Raw genomic sequence first — 14,393 nt, 5'->3', positions numbered from 1 at the left:
TTCATTACAGTATATTTCACCAAAAGAAACTATTCACAACTGACTCTCCATAATTTATAGCTGGTATTTTGGATATGTCTAATATTTGCTTCAAAGTTTTCTGATAAATTTCTTTCTGTCATAACATCTTGTGGAATTCCTGATGCCAATAATGCGCCATGCAAAAGCAACCATACCCTGCTGGCTCGCTCATATGTATGGTCAAGGTTGTGGCTGCTCAATAACACCGCCCCTCCTAATGAACAAAATCGATCAATTAAATTATCCAAAATAGCTTGTTGAATAATATCAAGATTATTTGTTGGTTCATCAAGCAGGAGTAATTTTCCATCCGGGTTCAATTCAGGCCAGACTTGAAAAAAAACGCCGGCCAATCTTACTCGTTGCCATTCTCCCCCAGATAGTTTTCCAACTGATGAAGAAAGGAGAGGAAGAAGTTTCATTTGCTGGCAAAGCTCATATAACACACGCTCACTATCCTCCAAGGAGGCGGAGCCAGGGCGAAACATATCGAGGTACTGGAAAACAGGCATAATAGGAACAGACGCGGATTGAGATAACCAAGCACGTTGCTTTGCCAGTTCGTATTGCCGATAAGCGTACAAATTTTGACCGCTTAAGTCCACACTACCGCTAAAGGGTAACATTCCTGCAATGACTGAAAGCAACGTACTCTTCCCTGAACCATTTAGCCCAACCAAATGTATTTGTTCCCCGGCTACTATCGATTCAGATAATGCCGTCAGCCTATGGGCCACAGCCACATCTTTCAGTATCAAAATGGGTTGTTCTGTCATGTTTCTTACCTTAATAAATAGCCTTAATAGATGGCCTCAATTATCCTGGTCAATAGGTTAAATTTTTATCTATGATTTGTTCTGATAAGCAGCCATATAAAGATGGGTGCCCCTAGCGTTACGGTAACAACACCAATGGGAACTTCTGCATGAGATAATGATAGACGGGAAAATAAATCTGCCAGTAAAAGGCCACATGCGCCTGTCAGTGCACATGCCGGCAATAAAGTTTTATGATCCGTAAGCCCAACCAATCGTAAAATATGAGGGATGACTAACCCAATAAAGCTTATCGCCCCCGCTAAAGCGACACTCAGGCCTACCAACAACCCAACCATGGATACAAATAAATTACGCCATTTATGGTGAGATATACCTAATTGGTAAGCCTGTGATTCACCCAGTGACAAATAATTTAAAACACGGCCCTGACGGCTTAATCCCAAAATAACAGGTATCAGTGCAATAACCAGCCATTTCTGACGCCAGTCAACACCACTGAAACTTCCCATCATCCAGTACATTAATTGACGCAAATCCAAACTCGAGCTGAAATAAACCATCCATGTCATCATGGCGCCAAATATAACGCCAAAAGCAACACCAATTAATAACAAACGGGTATTAGTGATCTGACGTCTTCTTGAAAATCCCAATAGGATAGCGGTTATAAAAAGCGCCCCAAGTATTGCCCCTATACTCAATAGCCACAATGGAGCAATGCCATGAAAGGCAATTATCAAGCACACCACAACAACGCCTGCACCATTACTGATCCCAAGCAATCCCGGCTCAGCCAGAGGATTTTCAAATAATGCTTGCATAATTGCACCCGATAACGCCAAGCTTGCTCCTACCATCACCACTGCCATGATTCTGGGAAACCTCAGTTGCCAAATAAACAATTGGGCGGATTCAGAAAACCATTCAGTAGGCCAAAACCAAATCTCTCCGGCACATAATGAAAAAATAAACAGGGCCACGAGAAAAACAGATAAAACGGCGATTACTCGATAATCACGTCTTTTTTGATAAGAGAGTAAGTCATAAACAGAATTCATGAGGGTATGAAAATCATTTGAAAAGAAGAATGCATCCCCATTATATAAATAGGGTGTACGTATAAGTGGGGAACGAAATATAAGAAAAAGACCGTACAAGTACGGCCTTTTATATTTCATTCTTTTGGTAACGCTTTTTCCACCCGGTTTTTCAGTTTCTGGCCTGGCCGAAACGTGACAACGCGGCGGGCTGTAATCGGAATATCTTCACCCGTTTTCGGATTACGGCCTGGACGTTGATTTTTGTCCCTCAAGTCAAAGTTGCCAAACCCAGATAATTTAACTTGCTCCCCATTCTCCAAAGAACGACGCACTTCTTCAAAGAACATTTCCACTAGATCTTTAGCGTCACGCTTGCTAATCCCCAGTTTCTCAAATAGATTTTCTGACATTTCAGCTTTAGTAAGCGCCATAAGTTCAGTCCCTCAAGGATGCTTGGAATCGCTGTTCTAATGCAGCAACGCATTTGTTGACGGCCGCAGCAATTTCTTCTTCTTCCAGTGTACGCACGGTATCCTGTAAGATTAAGCTAATAGCAAGGCTCTTGTAACCTTCTGCGACACCTTTACCACAATACACGTCAAATAAGTTTATGCCAACTATATGATTTACGCCAACTTTCTTACATTCTACAAGAACATCTTCTGCAGCTACATTTTCAGGCACAACTATAGCGATATCACGGCGATTAGAAGGGAAGCGAGAAACCTCCTTCATATCAGGAATAATGCGGTCAGCTAAACCACTCCACACTAATTCGAATACCACGGTACGGCCATTCAAGTCAAGTTTGCGCTCTAGTTCTGGATGAACAACGCCGATATAACCAATATAATTATTTTCCAAATAGATCCCGGCGCTTTGCCCAGGATGCAAAGCAGAATGTTCTTCCGCCTTAAAGGAAATGCCAGATAGTTTACCCGTTAATTCTAAAACAGATTCTAAATCACCCTTCAAATCAAAGAAATCAACTGAGTTTTTTTCAATTGACCAATGTTCTTCAAAGCGGTTTCCGGTAATAACACCAGCAAGCATCAATTCCTGACGGATGCCATTTTCTGCGTTTTCATCGGGTACAAAACGCAATCCTGTTTCAAATAAACGAACACGGCTTTGCTGACGATTCTGGTTATATACAACAGTCGTCAGTAACCCGGTCAGTAGCGATAAACGCATTGCGGACATGTCCGCCGAAATCGGATTGGGTAAAATCAGCGCTTCTTCCTGTGGATGCAGATACTTCTGAATCTTAGGATCGACGAAGCTATAAGTAATTACCTCTTGGTAACCTTTGTCCACCAGCATGGTTTTAACACGCTTTAATGGTAAGTCAGCCTCGCGATGGGAGGTCATCACAAGATCTGCACATACTGGCACGTCAGGAATATTGTTATAGCCGTAAATACGGGCAACTTCTTCAACCAAATCTTCTTCGATTTGCATATCAAAACGCCAGCTAGGGGCAATAGCTTCCCAACCATTATCTTGAACTGTGATCTGGCAACCTAAACGAGTCAAAATATCTGCAACTTGTTCATCCGCAATGTGATGACCAATCAAGCGATCCAATTTTTTGCGGCTAAGGACAATGGTTGCAGGCTTTGGTAAATGGGATTCGCTGGTAACATCCACGATTTCACCAGCTTCACCACCACAAATAGAAAGCACTAACTGAGTAGCATATTCCATCGCTTTATGCTGAAGCTGTGGGTCAACACCGCGCTCGAAACGATGAGAGGCATCAGTATGCAAACCATGACGACGAGCACGCCCTGTGATTGCCATAGGTGAGAAGAATGCACACTCCAGCATAATATGCTGAGTTTCTGCGCCAACACCAGAATATTCGCCGCCAAAAATCCCTGCCATAGCAAGCAATTGTTTTTCATCAGCAATAACAAGTGTGTCAGTAGAAAGTTCGGCTTCACGACCATCCAGCAGTGTGATTTTTTCGCCCTGCTCTGCCAAGCGAACAATAATTGAACCACTTAAACATTCTAGATCGAATGCATGCATTGGCTGTCCCAGCTCAAGCAAGACATAATTGGTAATATCAACAATAGGATCAATAGAGCGAATACCGCCACGACGCAGTTTTTCACGCATCCACAATGGCGTAGTTGCATTCACATTCACGTTCTTGATAACACGCCCTAAGTAACGTGGGCAGGCTTCTGAAGCATCAACACGAACAGGGAATACTTCACCTGTCGTTGGTTTTACAGCCTCAATATCCGGCGCTGTCATCGCAATTTGATTGATGACTGCAACATCACGGGCAACTCCCACAATACTCAGACAATCTGCGCGGTTTGGTGTAATACTGATTTCAATCGCGCTATCATCTAACTTCATGTAATCACGCAAATCAGCACCGATTGGAGCATCCGCAGGCAATTCGATAATACCATCCTGATCGACTGCAATACCCAGTTCGGAAAATGAGCATAGCATCCCTTCAGATGGCTCTCCACGCAATTTAGCAGCCTTAATTTTAAAATCACCCGGCAGTACAGCTCCGACAGTAGCTACAGCCACACGAAGGCCTTGACGGCAATTTGGCGCACCGCAAACAATATCAAGCAGGCGTTCACCACCTACATTGACTTTTGTAACACGCAATTTATCTGCGTTTGGATGTTGTCCGCATTCAACAACTTCGCCAACAAACACACCATGGAATTGACCCGCCACTTTTTCAACACCATCAACTTCCAAACCAGCCATGGTGATTTGATCAGACAATGCTTCACTGCTAATGGCGGGGTTTGCCCACTCGCGCAACCAGAGTTCACTGAATTTCATGAGATATACCCGCTTTATTTAAATTGTTTGAGGAAACGCAAATCATTTTCGAAAAATGCACGCAAATCTGTCACACCATAACGAAGCATAGTCAGACGTTCCATTCCCATGCCAAAGGCAAAACCAGAATAAACTTCAGGATCAATACCAACGTTGCGCAATACGTTTGGATGCACCATGCCGCAGCCTAATACTTCCAACCATTTACCATTTTTACCCATTACATCAACTTCCGCAGAAGGCTCTGTGAATGGAAAATAGGAAGGACGGAAACGAACCTGCATGTTTTCTTCAAAGAAATTATTCAAAAAATCATGCAACGTGCCTTTCAGGTTCGTGAAGTTGATATTTTTATCAACAATCAAACCTTCTATCTGATGGAACATTGGGGTATGTGTTTGATCGTAATCATTACGATATACACGTCCCGGTGCAATGATCCGAATAGGGGGCTGACTCTCTTTCATCGTACGGATCTGTACTCCAGAAGTCTGGGTACGTAGCAAACGTGTTGTATCAAACCAGAAAGTATCATGATCAGCACGCGCAGGGTGGTGCGCAGGGATATTCAGTGCATCAAAATTATGGTAGTCATCTTCGATTTCAGGGCCTGATTCCACAGAAAAACCCAGCTCCCCAAAGAAAGCTTCAATTCGTTCAATGGTGCGGGTAACTGGATGCAATCCACCATTTTCCACTCGGCGACCAGGTAATGAAACATCAATTTTTTCTGCTGCCAGGCGTGCATTGAGAATATCTGATTCCAGGCTTGCTTTCCGTGCATTCAATACTTCTTGAACTTCTTGTTTCGCCTGATTAATAACAGCCCCTGCCGCTGGACGTTCCTCGGCAGGTAAGTCACGCAGCGATGACATTTGGAGGGTTAAATGGCCCTTTTTTCCCAGGTATTCAACTCGCACCAAATCCAACGCGGCAACATCCTGGGCTTCTTTTACGGCTGCTTTAGCCTTTGCAACCAGCTCAGTAAGATGTGACATCGTTTTCCTCTTCCTTCGGCCAGATGGCCCTTTTAGTTGTTATCGACTATTTCCTCAGCAATCTGTTCCTGAGGCCATAAAAATAAAAAAGCCTCCACACTGGAGGCTCAAGCGCTGTTTTTCGTTTCTTTTCTTACGCGCAAAGCCCCCTGATTTCAGGCGCTAAAGTAAAAAAAGAAACGAAAAAAGACTAATTTGATCATTTTCATGCTCTCACTGCATTCTCTTAAATTTATCGCTATTAATTTTGAACATATTATATTGGAATTATATTCAAACAACAGTAAGCCACATTTTGGGAAAAAGTAAAAGAGGGAGCAAGCTCCCTCTTTTAACCTGACTTATGCCAGAGCGCCCTTCGCTTTTTCAACCAGAGCAGCAAATGCTACTTTGTCGAATACAGCGATGTCAGCCAGAATCTTACGGTCGATTTCAATCGAAGCCTTTTTCAGGCCATTGATGAAACGGCTATAAGACATGCCGTTCTGACGTGCAGCAGCGTTGATACGTGCAATCCACAGTTGACGGAATTGACGTTTACGCTGACGGCGGTCACGGTAAGCGTACTGACCAGCTTTGATAACAGCCTGGAAAGCAACACGATAAACGCGCGAACGAGCACCGTAGTAACCTTTCGCTTGTTTTAAAATCTTCTTGTGACGTGCACGGGCAATAACACCACGTTTTACGCGAGCCATATACTTCTCCTATCGTCTCTAAATTCTAATCTAAAAAAATTTGCTTATGCGTAAGGCAGGCAAGCAACAACCAGACCCAGATCTCCTTTAGAGACCATGCCTTTTGGACGTAAGTGACGCTTACGCTTGGTTGATTTTTTAGTCAGAATGTGACGAAGGTTAGCGTGCTTACGCTTGAAACCGCCGCTTGCGGTTTTCTTGAAGCGTTTAGCTGCGCCGCGTACTGTTTTAATCTTTGGCATTTTAATTTCCACTTCGCATTGTTAATTACAACGAATTAGTAAGGCGAATAGACAACAGCCGAAATTGGCTGAAGCCTATTACTTGTCTGCCTGACTATTTCTTCTTAGGAGCGAGCACCATGATCATCTGGCGGCCTTCGATCTTCGATGGGAAGGATTCGACCACAGCCAGTTCACTCAGATCGTCACGGATGCGGTTAAGCATACTGATACCAATCTGCTGATGCGCCATTTCACGCCCACGGAAACGCAGGGTGATTTTAGCTTTATCGCCATCTTCCAGAAAACGAATCAGGTTGCGTAGTTTGACCTGATAGTCGCCTTCATCTGTACCAGGACGGAATTTAATTTCCTTGACCTGAATAACCTTTTGTTTCTTTTTCTGTTCTTTGACTGACTTACTCTTCTCATAGAGGAACTTGCCGTAATCCATGATACGACAAACCGGCGGTTCGGCATTTGGGCTGATTTCAACTAAATCAACTCCAGCTTCCTCAGCTTTCTCAAGAGCTTCTCTCAGACTGACAATACCAATCTGCTCGCCATCTAATCCAGTTAAACGAACTTCAGAGGCGCGAATCTCTTCATTAATGCGATTTGGGCGCGCCGGTTGAATTCTTTTTCCGCCTTTAATACCTTATTCCTCCAATTGATGAAGATTACGACTGCGTATTTCTGTCAGCAGTTTCTCTGTAAACTCATTGACGTCAATGCTACCTAAATCCTTACCTCGGCGAGTGCGGACAGATACTTTACCTGACTCGACTTCTTTATCGCCACAAACAAGCATGTAAGGCACACGACGCAGAGTGTGTTCACGGATTTTAAAACCAATCTTCTCGTTTCTCAAGTCTGCTTTTGCACGAATGCCTGCATCTTGAAGTTTTTTAACCAATTCTTGTACATAATTTGCCTGACCATCAGTAATATTCATGATGACGACCTGCTGAGGCGCCAACCATGTCGGGAAGAAGCCCGCATATTCTTCTGTCAGGATACCGATGAACCGTTCCAGTGAGCCCAGAACCGCTCGGTGAATCATTACAGGAACCTTACGTTCGTTGTTTTCACCTACATATGACGCATTCAAACGCGCTGGCAGTGAAAAATCCAGTTGCACAGTACCACATTGCCACGCGCGATCCAAACAATCATGTAGAGTAAATTCAATTTTAGGGCCATAAAACGCCCCTTCACCCGGTTGGTATTCAAATTCAATGCCATTTTGGGCCAATGCCTTAGCCAGATCTGCTTCAGCCTCATCCCACTGTTTTTCTGTACCAATACGTTTTTCAGGGCGAGTCGATAGTTTAACAACTATTTTGTCAAAACCAAAAGTATTGTAGACATCATAAATCATTTTGATACAGCTACTAACTTCTTGGTTGATCTGTTCTTCAGTACAAAAAATATGCGCATCATCTTGCGTAAAACCGCGCACACGCATTAATCCATGCAATGCACCTGACGGCTCGTTACGGTGACAACTACCAAATTCTGCCATACGCAGCGGTAAATCACGATAGGATTTCAAGCCCTGATTAAAAATCTGGACATGTCCCGGGCAGTTCATTGGTTTGACACAATATTCACGGTTTTCTGATGAAGTCGTGAACATGTTCTCTTTGTAGTTTTCCCAGTGACCTGTTTTTTCCCACATGATGCGATCCATCATGAATGGGCCCTTCACTTCTTGATACTGGTATTCTTTTAATTTAACGCGAGAGAATGTTTCCAGCTCACGAAAAATCGTCCAACCATCATTGTGCCAAAACGCCATGCCAGGTGCTTCTTCTTGCATGTGGTATAAATCAAGCTGCTTACCAATTTTGCGGTGATCGCGTTTAGCCGCTTCTTCCAGACGCTGCAAATAAGCACTCAGCTGTTTTTTATCGGCCCATGCAGTACCATAAATACGTTGCAACATTTTGTTGTCGCTATTGCCGCGCCAGTATGCCCCTGCTATTTTCTGCAATTTGAAATGATGACAGAAACGCATGTTAGGTACATGAGGGCCACGACACATATCAACATATTCTTCATGGTGATATAAGCCCGGTTGATCGTCACGGCTGATATTCTCATCCAAAATTTGGATTTTGTATTCTTCGCCACGAGCCGCAAATGCATCACGAGCTTCCTGCCATGTCACTTTTTTCTTAATGACGTCATAATCTTTTTTGGCAAGCTCCATCATGCGCTTTTCAAGCAGCTCGATATCTTCCTGGGTCAAAGAGCGATCCAAATCGACATCATAATAGAAACCATTGTCAATCACTGGACCAATCGCCATTTTCGTATTAGGCCACAATTGCTTAATTGCGTGTCCCAACAAATGAGCGCATGAGTGACGGATTATTTCCAAACCTTCTTCATTCTTGCTGGTGATAATCGCAAGATTAGCGTCAGTTTCGATTAACTCACAAGCGTCAACCAATTCACCGTTAACACGGCCAGCAATACACGCTTTTGCCAGACCAGCACCGATGTCACGCGCGACATCCATTACAGAAACAGCATGCTCAAATTGACGTTGACTACCGTCAGGAAGAGTAATTACAGGCATTTTAAATCCTTATATACAGTGGTGACCCACACGAAAGATCACTTGTATTAAATAAAATTTATTATTGATTAACACGCTAAAAGCAAACTCTTGCTTCACTCCGCAAGATCTGTACACATTTATGGACACCATTTTCAAAAGTACCCGGTACATTTGCCCTAACTCATTCAACATACTATCACATAGAGTAAGTATTTAAACAGTTCAACTTGACATTGAATCAAGTTGATCAAGCAGTTGGTCATAATCTGAGAATAAAATCGCTTAAGTGAACTAACCCTGACATTCGATTAAAAAATAGAAAAATTAGTACATATATAGAGCAAAAAAACATTTCAATTTATCTATCGGACAATAAATTAGATTTCATTATTTTCGGCACAGTCCCAATAATTCTTGAATATACCCACCACTATTTGAGGTTAAGAAATTACGGCTTGCCCAAATATAAGTAAAAATTTGAGCATCGTGACAAGAAAAACCGTTATTCACAAGTCATAAAAATTAACCATTATGCAATAATCTTAATTAATAAACGCCAAAGCCCGATAGGCATTCTTCACTTTCCATAAATAACGTGGAGCCTGTGGTGCTGGGTGGTTGTTTTGAACATATTGATAAAACTCATTTGGCGTCATTCGATTGATTTTATTAATTGCTAAATTTCGGTTTGAATCAAACGTCCGCAGCAGTGCTCCTGCACCATTCACATAAGCAACTATCGTTGCATAATATAACGTTTCCGGATTAGAAATGCCGCTTAGATGCTGTTTTTTCAAGATACTGATATAGGCAGTGCCGAGGTCAATGTTAGTTTCAGGATCTTTCAATTCACGTATCGTTGGTTGCCCTGATTTCCCCTTCATTCGATAAGCATCCCGCCCTGCTGTAGAGGCCTTAATTTGCATAAGCCCGACGGCATTTGATTTACTCACAACTTCTGGACGAAAATCAGATTCTACCTGAATAATTGCTTTGATAAGCATTTCATCAACGCCATAACGCTTTGCAGCCTGTGCAATAAAGCTATCAAATGGTGTTGGATTATTTATAATCTCTTGAGTTTTTAGGGCATTATGCTTATCAAGCATTCGTTTTGCTACATGCTGACTGCTAGCGTTCAATTGAGGTACTTCTCTACCCGCGCATCCGCTTAATAACAACGCCAATATAATATAGCTGAATTTTGATTTCACATTATTACCCCTAAAATAAAATTAATTTTATAAAGGATATATAATTTTACTGATAAGAGAAAAATATTTTCTACTGCTTATCAAAATAAATTGATCAATTTACCTTTGATATCGCTGGACAAGATGCTGTTTTTTTGTTCGCATGAAACAGACTACTATCATGCCAATCATATACCGTCACATGCCAGTTAGCAGAAAACCAAGGAGTGATTACCTAATCTATTATCAATTTCGTTCGATACTACCTTGACTTTACACAGATGATACTGATAATCATTATCAATGATAATATGTATAACAATTAAGGTTTGCCATAATGAACAAAAAACGTTATCTCTTTGATCTCATGATATTCAGTATGAGCATTGTACTATTAACAATAATGTTATTTAGTCAACAAGCCCGTGCAGATAAAAAATTCCGGGTTGTAACGACATTCACTATTATTCAAGATATGGCACAAAACATCGCTGGGGATGCAGCAATTGTAGATTCCATCACAAAACCCGGTGCAGAAATTCATGATTACCAACCAACACCAAAAGACATTATTAAAGCAAAACGAGCTGACCTTATTCTTTGGAATGGCTTAAATCTTGAACGCTGGTTTGAACGCTTTTTTGAAAATCTGAACGACATCCCTGCTGCGATTGTTACTGAAGGTATTACTCCCTTACCCATTCGTGAAGGACCTTACAATAAAAACCCTAACCCCCATGCCTGGATGTCACCTAAAAATGCCCTGATTTACATTGAGAATATCCGCAAGGCTCTCGTTGAGCACGATCCTAAAAATGCCGAAATTTATAATCGCAATGCGAAAGACTATGCTGCAAAAATAGCGCAACTGGATACACCACTCAGAGAACGCCTTTCCCGTATTCCAGAAGAACAACGCTGGCTCGTAACCAGTGAAGGCGCTTTCAGCTATCTCACACAAGATTATGGTTTCAAAGAAGTCTACTTATGGCCTATCAATGCTGAAGAACAAGGCTCTCCTCAACAAGTTCGCCGCGTCATTGATACAGTAAAAATCAATAAAATTCCTGTTGTCTTCAGTGAAAGTACTGTTTCAGATAAACCGGCAAAACAAGTCAGTAAAGAAACCGGCGCCCGTTATGGCGGAGTGCTTTATGTTGATTCACTCTCCAATGCCAAAGGGCCTGTACCGACTTATATTGATCTTCTTAATACGACTGTAGACACCATTGCAAAAGGATTTAATCAATGAATAAATCACCAAATCTCCAATCCTTTGAACATCCCCATTTACTTGTTGATAACGCTACAGTGACTTATAACAACGGACATACAGCCATTCATGATGCCAGCTTTGATATTACCGGAGGCACAATTTGTGCATTGGTTGGCATGAATGGCAGTGGGAAATCTACGTTATTTAAAACAATCATGGGATTACTTACCCCAACTCAAGGGAAAGTCACACTGAACTCACAGCCGATCAAAGCCGCACTCAAAAAAAATATCATCGCATATGTGCCACAGACCGAAGAAGTCGACTGGAATTTTCCTGTTTTAGTTTCCGATGTCGTTATGATGGGGCGTTATGGAAAAATGGGCTTCCTGCGCCGCCCCAGTAAACGGGATCATGAAATCGTAAACGAAGCACTTGAGCGCGTAGGGTTAGCTGAACTGCGTGATCGTCAAATTGGTGAACTTTCCGGAGGCCAGAAAAAAAGAGCTTTTTTGGCTCGGGCACTTGCCCAAGAAGGAAAAGTATTGCTATTGGATGAGCCTTTTACCGGTGTTGATGTAAAAACAGAAAATGCCATTATTGATTTGCTCCGTGAGTTACGAGATGAAGGGCATTTAGTTTTAGTATCAACGCATAACCTCGGCAGTGTGCCTGAGTTTTGTGATCATGTCATTTTGATTAACCGCACAGTATTAGCCAGTGGTCGGACTGAAACGACTTTTACCCAGAAAAATCTCGAAATTACTTTTGGTGGTGTTTTACGCCATATTAATCTTTCAGGACCTGAACTACACAAAGATGATGATCCACGCTCACTGACCGTCATCACTGATGATGAACGTGCGGCTGTCTTTTATGGATATGACCATCATGTTCCGCCGCGACAAAGCTCAAAACATAAGGAAAATCAACCATGATTGAACTGCTTTTACAGCCATTCAATTACAACTACATGGTTAAAGCCATGTGGGTAAGTGCCATTGTCGGAGCTGTTTGCGCTTTTTTATCCGCCTATTTAATGTTGAAAGGGTGGTCTCTAATGGGGGATGCCCTCTCCCACTCTGTTGTACCCGGTGTCGCAGGCGCTTATGCTCTCGGACTTCCTTATGCAGGAGGCGCTTTTTTTACAGGTATGCTGGCGGCATTATCAATGACATTGGTGCGCCATATTACACGGTTACGTGAAGATGCCGTTATCGGGTTTATATTCTCTACATTTTTTGCCGCTGGTCTACTCATCGTTTCTTTGAACCCGACTTCCGTCAATGTGCAAACCATTATTCTCGGCAATATTCTGGGAATTGCTGATGAAGATGTTCTTCAGGTCGAAATTATTATCGCCGTTTCCTTTATTATTTTGATGTTACTTTGGAAAGATTTATTGGTCGTTTTCTTTGATGAAACCCATGCACGATCTATTGGTTTATCACCATTGCGGTTAAAAATCATTTTCTTTACTTTATTAAGTGCCTGTACTGTTGCCGCATTACAGACTGTTGGTGCTATTTTAGTTATCGCTATGGTGGTCACACCGGGCGCAACTGCTTATTTACTAACAGATAGATTTAAACACTTGTTAATCATCGCTGTTGCCATTGGTTCACTCACAAGTGCTGTTGGTGCCTACCTGAGTTATTTTCTTAATGGTGCAACAGGTGGTGTTATTGTTACCCTTCAGACAGTTGTTTTCTTGCTGGCTTTCTTTTTTGCCCCCAAGCATGGCATGCTGGCTTCTCGTAAACGAGCCAGAAAAGAATCACTGGCACTTACTCAGGAGGGCTGATCATGAATGCATTTATTGAATTCATTACCGAACCCTTTATGTACGATTTCATGCAGCGGGCCATTTTTGCCGCCATTATGGTCGGTGCAGTTTGTGCAGTACTTTCTTGTTACCTTGTCTTAAAAGGCTGGTCATTGATGGGAGATGCAATATCCCATGCTGTCCTGCCAGGAATTGTTCTGGCTTTTGTAACAGGTATTCCACTGGCTATCGGCGCATTCCTTTCTGGGATATTTTGTGCGTTCGCAACCGGATACCTCAAAGATCATAGCAGAATCAAAGAAGATACTATCATGGGAATAGTTTTCTCTGGCATGTTCGCATTTGGTTTAGTTTTGTTTACCCGGATAGATACCGATCAACATCTTACGCATATTCTATTCGGCAGCATACTCGGTATTACCCAGCATGAATTGATCCAAACTTTGTGTATTGCAGGAATTACCTTGGCCATCGTGCTACTTAAGCGGAAAGATTTTATGCTCTATTGCTTCGATCCCAACCAGGCAAGAGTTGTCGGGCTACCCGTGAAATTGCTTCATTACGGATTATTATCACTGTTGGCCCTCACCATTGTAGCGTCACTTCAAGCCGTTGGTATTATTCTTGTTATTGCCATGCTCATTTCACCCGGTATTATCGCCTTCATGCTCTGCCGAAGTTTTGATCGCATGATTATAATAGCCATGATTGCTTCAATAACCTCAAGTATACTCGGAACAATTATCAGTTTTCATATTGATGGCGAAACAGGTCCTTGCATCGTCATTATTCAGGCAATTTTCTTCACAATTGCACTTATTTACAACCAAATAAAACTGACACGCAAGAAAACAAGAACAAACAAAAAATCCTCGGGAAAAATACAATCTCAGATACTGCCAAATCCAGAATAACCCGCGTAATAACAGTAAGGGCCGTATCTAATTTTAGATATGGCTTTATTAATTGCTGTTAAAATAGTCCTTTTACCTGTTCAAAGGTTACATCTCTCTGTACTATATGTAGAGCAATTGTCAACTTAATGAGGT

The 14,393-nt window shown here is 42.1% G+C and carries 14 protein-coding genes and 1 other annotated feature; of the genes, 4 read left to right on the top strand and 10 right to left on the bottom strand.

Features of this window, described 5'->3' with window-relative positions; all coding sequences use genetic code 11:
* Nucleotides 1-29 precede the first annotated feature (29 nt).
* The 10 genes from btuD to Xsze_RS15065 all read right to left on the bottom strand — a co-directional run bounded on the left by btuD (nucleotide 30) and on the right by Xsze_RS15065 (nucleotide 10,363).
* Nucleotides 30-797 carry a vitamin B12 ABC transporter ATP-binding protein BtuD gene (gene btuD, locus Xsze_RS15110; RefSeq protein ID WP_038233936.1) on the bottom strand — a complete coding sequence of 256 codons (768 nt, stop codon included), beginning with the start codon at nucleotides 795-797 and terminating at the stop codon, nucleotides 30-32.
* A 65-nt stretch (nucleotides 798-862) separates the two neighbouring features.
* Entirely contained in the window at nucleotides 863-1,858 is a 996-nt protein-coding gene (gene btuC / locus Xsze_RS15105; RefSeq protein WP_038233939.1) for a vitamin B12 ABC transporter permease BtuC, read from the bottom strand.
* Nucleotides 1,859-1,974: 116 nt separating this feature from the next.
* Nucleotides 1,975-2,271: an integration host factor subunit alpha gene (ihfA, locus tag Xsze_RS15100; protein WP_038233943.1), complete on the bottom strand. Its 297-nt coding sequence runs from the start codon at nucleotides 2,269-2,271 to the stop codon at nucleotides 1,975-1,977.
* Nucleotides 2,272-2,275: 4 nt separating this feature from the next.
* Nucleotides 2,276-4,663 carry a phenylalanine--tRNA ligase subunit beta gene (pheT, locus tag Xsze_RS15095; protein ID WP_038233945.1) on the bottom strand — a complete coding sequence of 796 codons (2,388 nt, stop codon included), beginning with the start codon at nucleotides 4,661-4,663 and terminating at the stop codon, nucleotides 2,276-2,278.
* Between the two features lie 14 nt (nucleotides 4,664-4,677).
* Nucleotides 4,678-5,661 carry a phenylalanine--tRNA ligase subunit alpha gene (pheS, locus tag Xsze_RS15090; RefSeq protein WP_038233947.1) on the bottom strand — a complete coding sequence of 328 codons (984 nt, stop codon included), beginning with the start codon at nucleotides 5,659-5,661 and terminating at the stop codon, nucleotides 4,678-4,680.
* Nucleotides 5,662-5,742: 81 nt separating this feature from the next.
* Nucleotides 5,743-5,867: a sequence feature (Phe leader region), on the bottom strand.
* 135 nt (nucleotides 5,868-6,002) lie between these two features.
* Nucleotides 6,003-6,359: a 50S ribosomal protein L20 gene (rplT, locus tag Xsze_RS15085; protein WP_010847342.1), complete on the bottom strand. Its 357-nt coding sequence runs from the start codon at nucleotides 6,357-6,359 to the stop codon at nucleotides 6,003-6,005.
* A gap of 44 nt (nucleotides 6,360-6,403) precedes the next feature.
* Nucleotides 6,404-6,601 (bottom strand): 50S ribosomal protein L35, encoded by a 198-nt coding sequence (gene rpmI / locus Xsze_RS15080; RefSeq protein WP_006118955.1) that lies wholly within the window; start codon nucleotides 6,599-6,601, stop codon nucleotides 6,404-6,406.
* A gap of 94 nt (nucleotides 6,602-6,695) precedes the next feature.
* On the bottom strand, nucleotides 6,696-7,235 hold the full coding sequence (infC, locus tag Xsze_RS15075) for a translation initiation factor IF-3 (protein WP_071991728.1): 540 nt from the start codon (nucleotides 7,233-7,235) through the stop codon (nucleotides 6,696-6,698).
* Between the two features lie 3 nt (nucleotides 7,236-7,238).
* Nucleotides 7,239-9,167: a threonine--tRNA ligase gene (gene thrS, locus Xsze_RS15070; protein WP_038233951.1), complete on the bottom strand. Its 1,929-nt coding sequence runs from the start codon at nucleotides 9,165-9,167 to the stop codon at nucleotides 7,239-7,241.
* Nucleotides 9,168-9,691: 524 nt separating this feature from the next.
* Nucleotides 9,692-10,363: a transglycosylase SLT domain-containing protein gene (locus Xsze_RS15065; protein ID WP_038233953.1), complete on the bottom strand. Its 672-nt coding sequence runs from the start codon at nucleotides 10,361-10,363 to the stop codon at nucleotides 9,692-9,694.
* A gap of 358 nt (nucleotides 10,364-10,721) precedes the next feature.
* Between Xsze_RS15065 and Xsze_RS15060 the strand changes: the two genes are divergently transcribed.
* Genes Xsze_RS15060 through Xsze_RS15045 form a run of 4 tightly spaced genes read left to right on the top strand, consistent with a single transcriptional unit; the run spans nucleotide 10,722 to nucleotide 14,258 of the window.
* Entirely contained in the window at nucleotides 10,722-11,594 is an 873-nt protein-coding gene (locus tag Xsze_RS15060) for a metal ABC transporter substrate-binding protein (protein WP_244431724.1), read from the top strand.
* Nucleotides 11,591-12,496: a manganese/iron ABC transporter ATP-binding protein gene (locus Xsze_RS15055; RefSeq protein WP_038233959.1), complete on the top strand. Its 906-nt coding sequence runs from the start codon at nucleotides 11,591-11,593 to the stop codon at nucleotides 12,494-12,496. The genes Xsze_RS15060 and Xsze_RS15055 overlap by 4 nt, the downstream gene beginning before the upstream one ends.
* A complete protein-coding gene (locus Xsze_RS15050) occupies nucleotides 12,493-13,362 on the top strand; it encodes a metal ABC transporter permease (RefSeq protein WP_038233962.1) in 870 nt (289 codons plus the stop codon). Before Xsze_RS15055 ends, Xsze_RS15050 begins: the two co-directional genes overlap by 4 nt.
* Before the next feature lie 2 nt (nucleotides 13,363-13,364).
* Nucleotides 13,365-14,258, top strand: coding sequence for a metal ABC transporter permease (locus Xsze_RS15045; protein WP_038233964.1), 894 nt, complete (start codon nucleotides 13,365-13,367; stop codon nucleotides 14,256-14,258).
* Nucleotides 14,259-14,393: the final 135 nt, after the last annotated feature.

Source organism: Xenorhabdus szentirmaii DSM 16338 (assembly GCF_002632585.1).
Classification (GTDB): domain Bacteria; phylum Pseudomonadota; class Gammaproteobacteria; order Enterobacterales; family Enterobacteriaceae; genus Xenorhabdus; species Xenorhabdus szentirmaii.
Note: the sequence above shows the minus strand (reverse complement) of the source record. Positions and strands in the feature narration are given on the sequence as shown.

Bases quoted from the DNA above. Each gene is read 5' to 3' on its own strand.
- btuD (WP_038233936.1), bottom strand. From the start codon at position 797: ATGACAGAACAACCCATTTTGATACTGAAAGATGTGGCTGTGGCCCAT.
- thrS (WP_038233951.1), bottom strand. From the start codon at position 9,167: ATGCCTGTAATTACTCTTCCTGACGGTAGTCAACGTCAATTTGAGCAT.
- Xsze_RS15050 (WP_038233962.1), top strand. From the start codon at position 12,493: ATGATTGAACTGCTTTTACAGCCATTCAATTACAACTACATGGTTAAA.
- pheT (WP_038233945.1), bottom strand. From the start codon at position 4,663: ATGAAATTCAGTGAACTCTGGTTGCGCGAGTGGGCAAACCCCGCCATT.
- rpmI (WP_006118955.1), bottom strand. From the start codon at position 6,601: ATGCCAAAGATTAAAACAGTACGCGGCGCAGCTAAACGCTTCAAGAAA.
- Xsze_RS15045 (WP_038233964.1), top strand. From the start codon at position 13,365: ATGAATGCATTTATTGAATTCATTACCGAACCCTTTATGTACGATTTC.
- Xsze_RS15060 (WP_244431724.1), top strand. From the start codon at position 10,722: ATGAGCATTGTACTATTAACAATAATGTTATTTAGTCAACAAGCCCGT.
- btuC (WP_038233939.1), bottom strand. From the start codon at position 1,858: ATGAATTCTGTTTATGACTTACTCTCTTATCAAAAAAGACGTGATTAT.
- pheS (WP_038233947.1), bottom strand. From the start codon at position 5,661: ATGTCACATCTTACTGAGCTGGTTGCAAAGGCTAAAGCAGCCGTAAAA.
- ihfA (WP_038233943.1), bottom strand. From the start codon at position 2,271: ATGGCGCTTACTAAAGCTGAAATGTCAGAAAATCTATTTGAGAAACTG.
- rplT (WP_010847342.1), bottom strand. From the start codon at position 6,359: ATGGCTCGCGTAAAACGTGGTGTTATTGCCCGTGCACGTCACAAGAAG.
- Xsze_RS15055 (WP_038233959.1), top strand. From the start codon at position 11,591: ATGAATAAATCACCAAATCTCCAATCCTTTGAACATCCCCATTTACTT.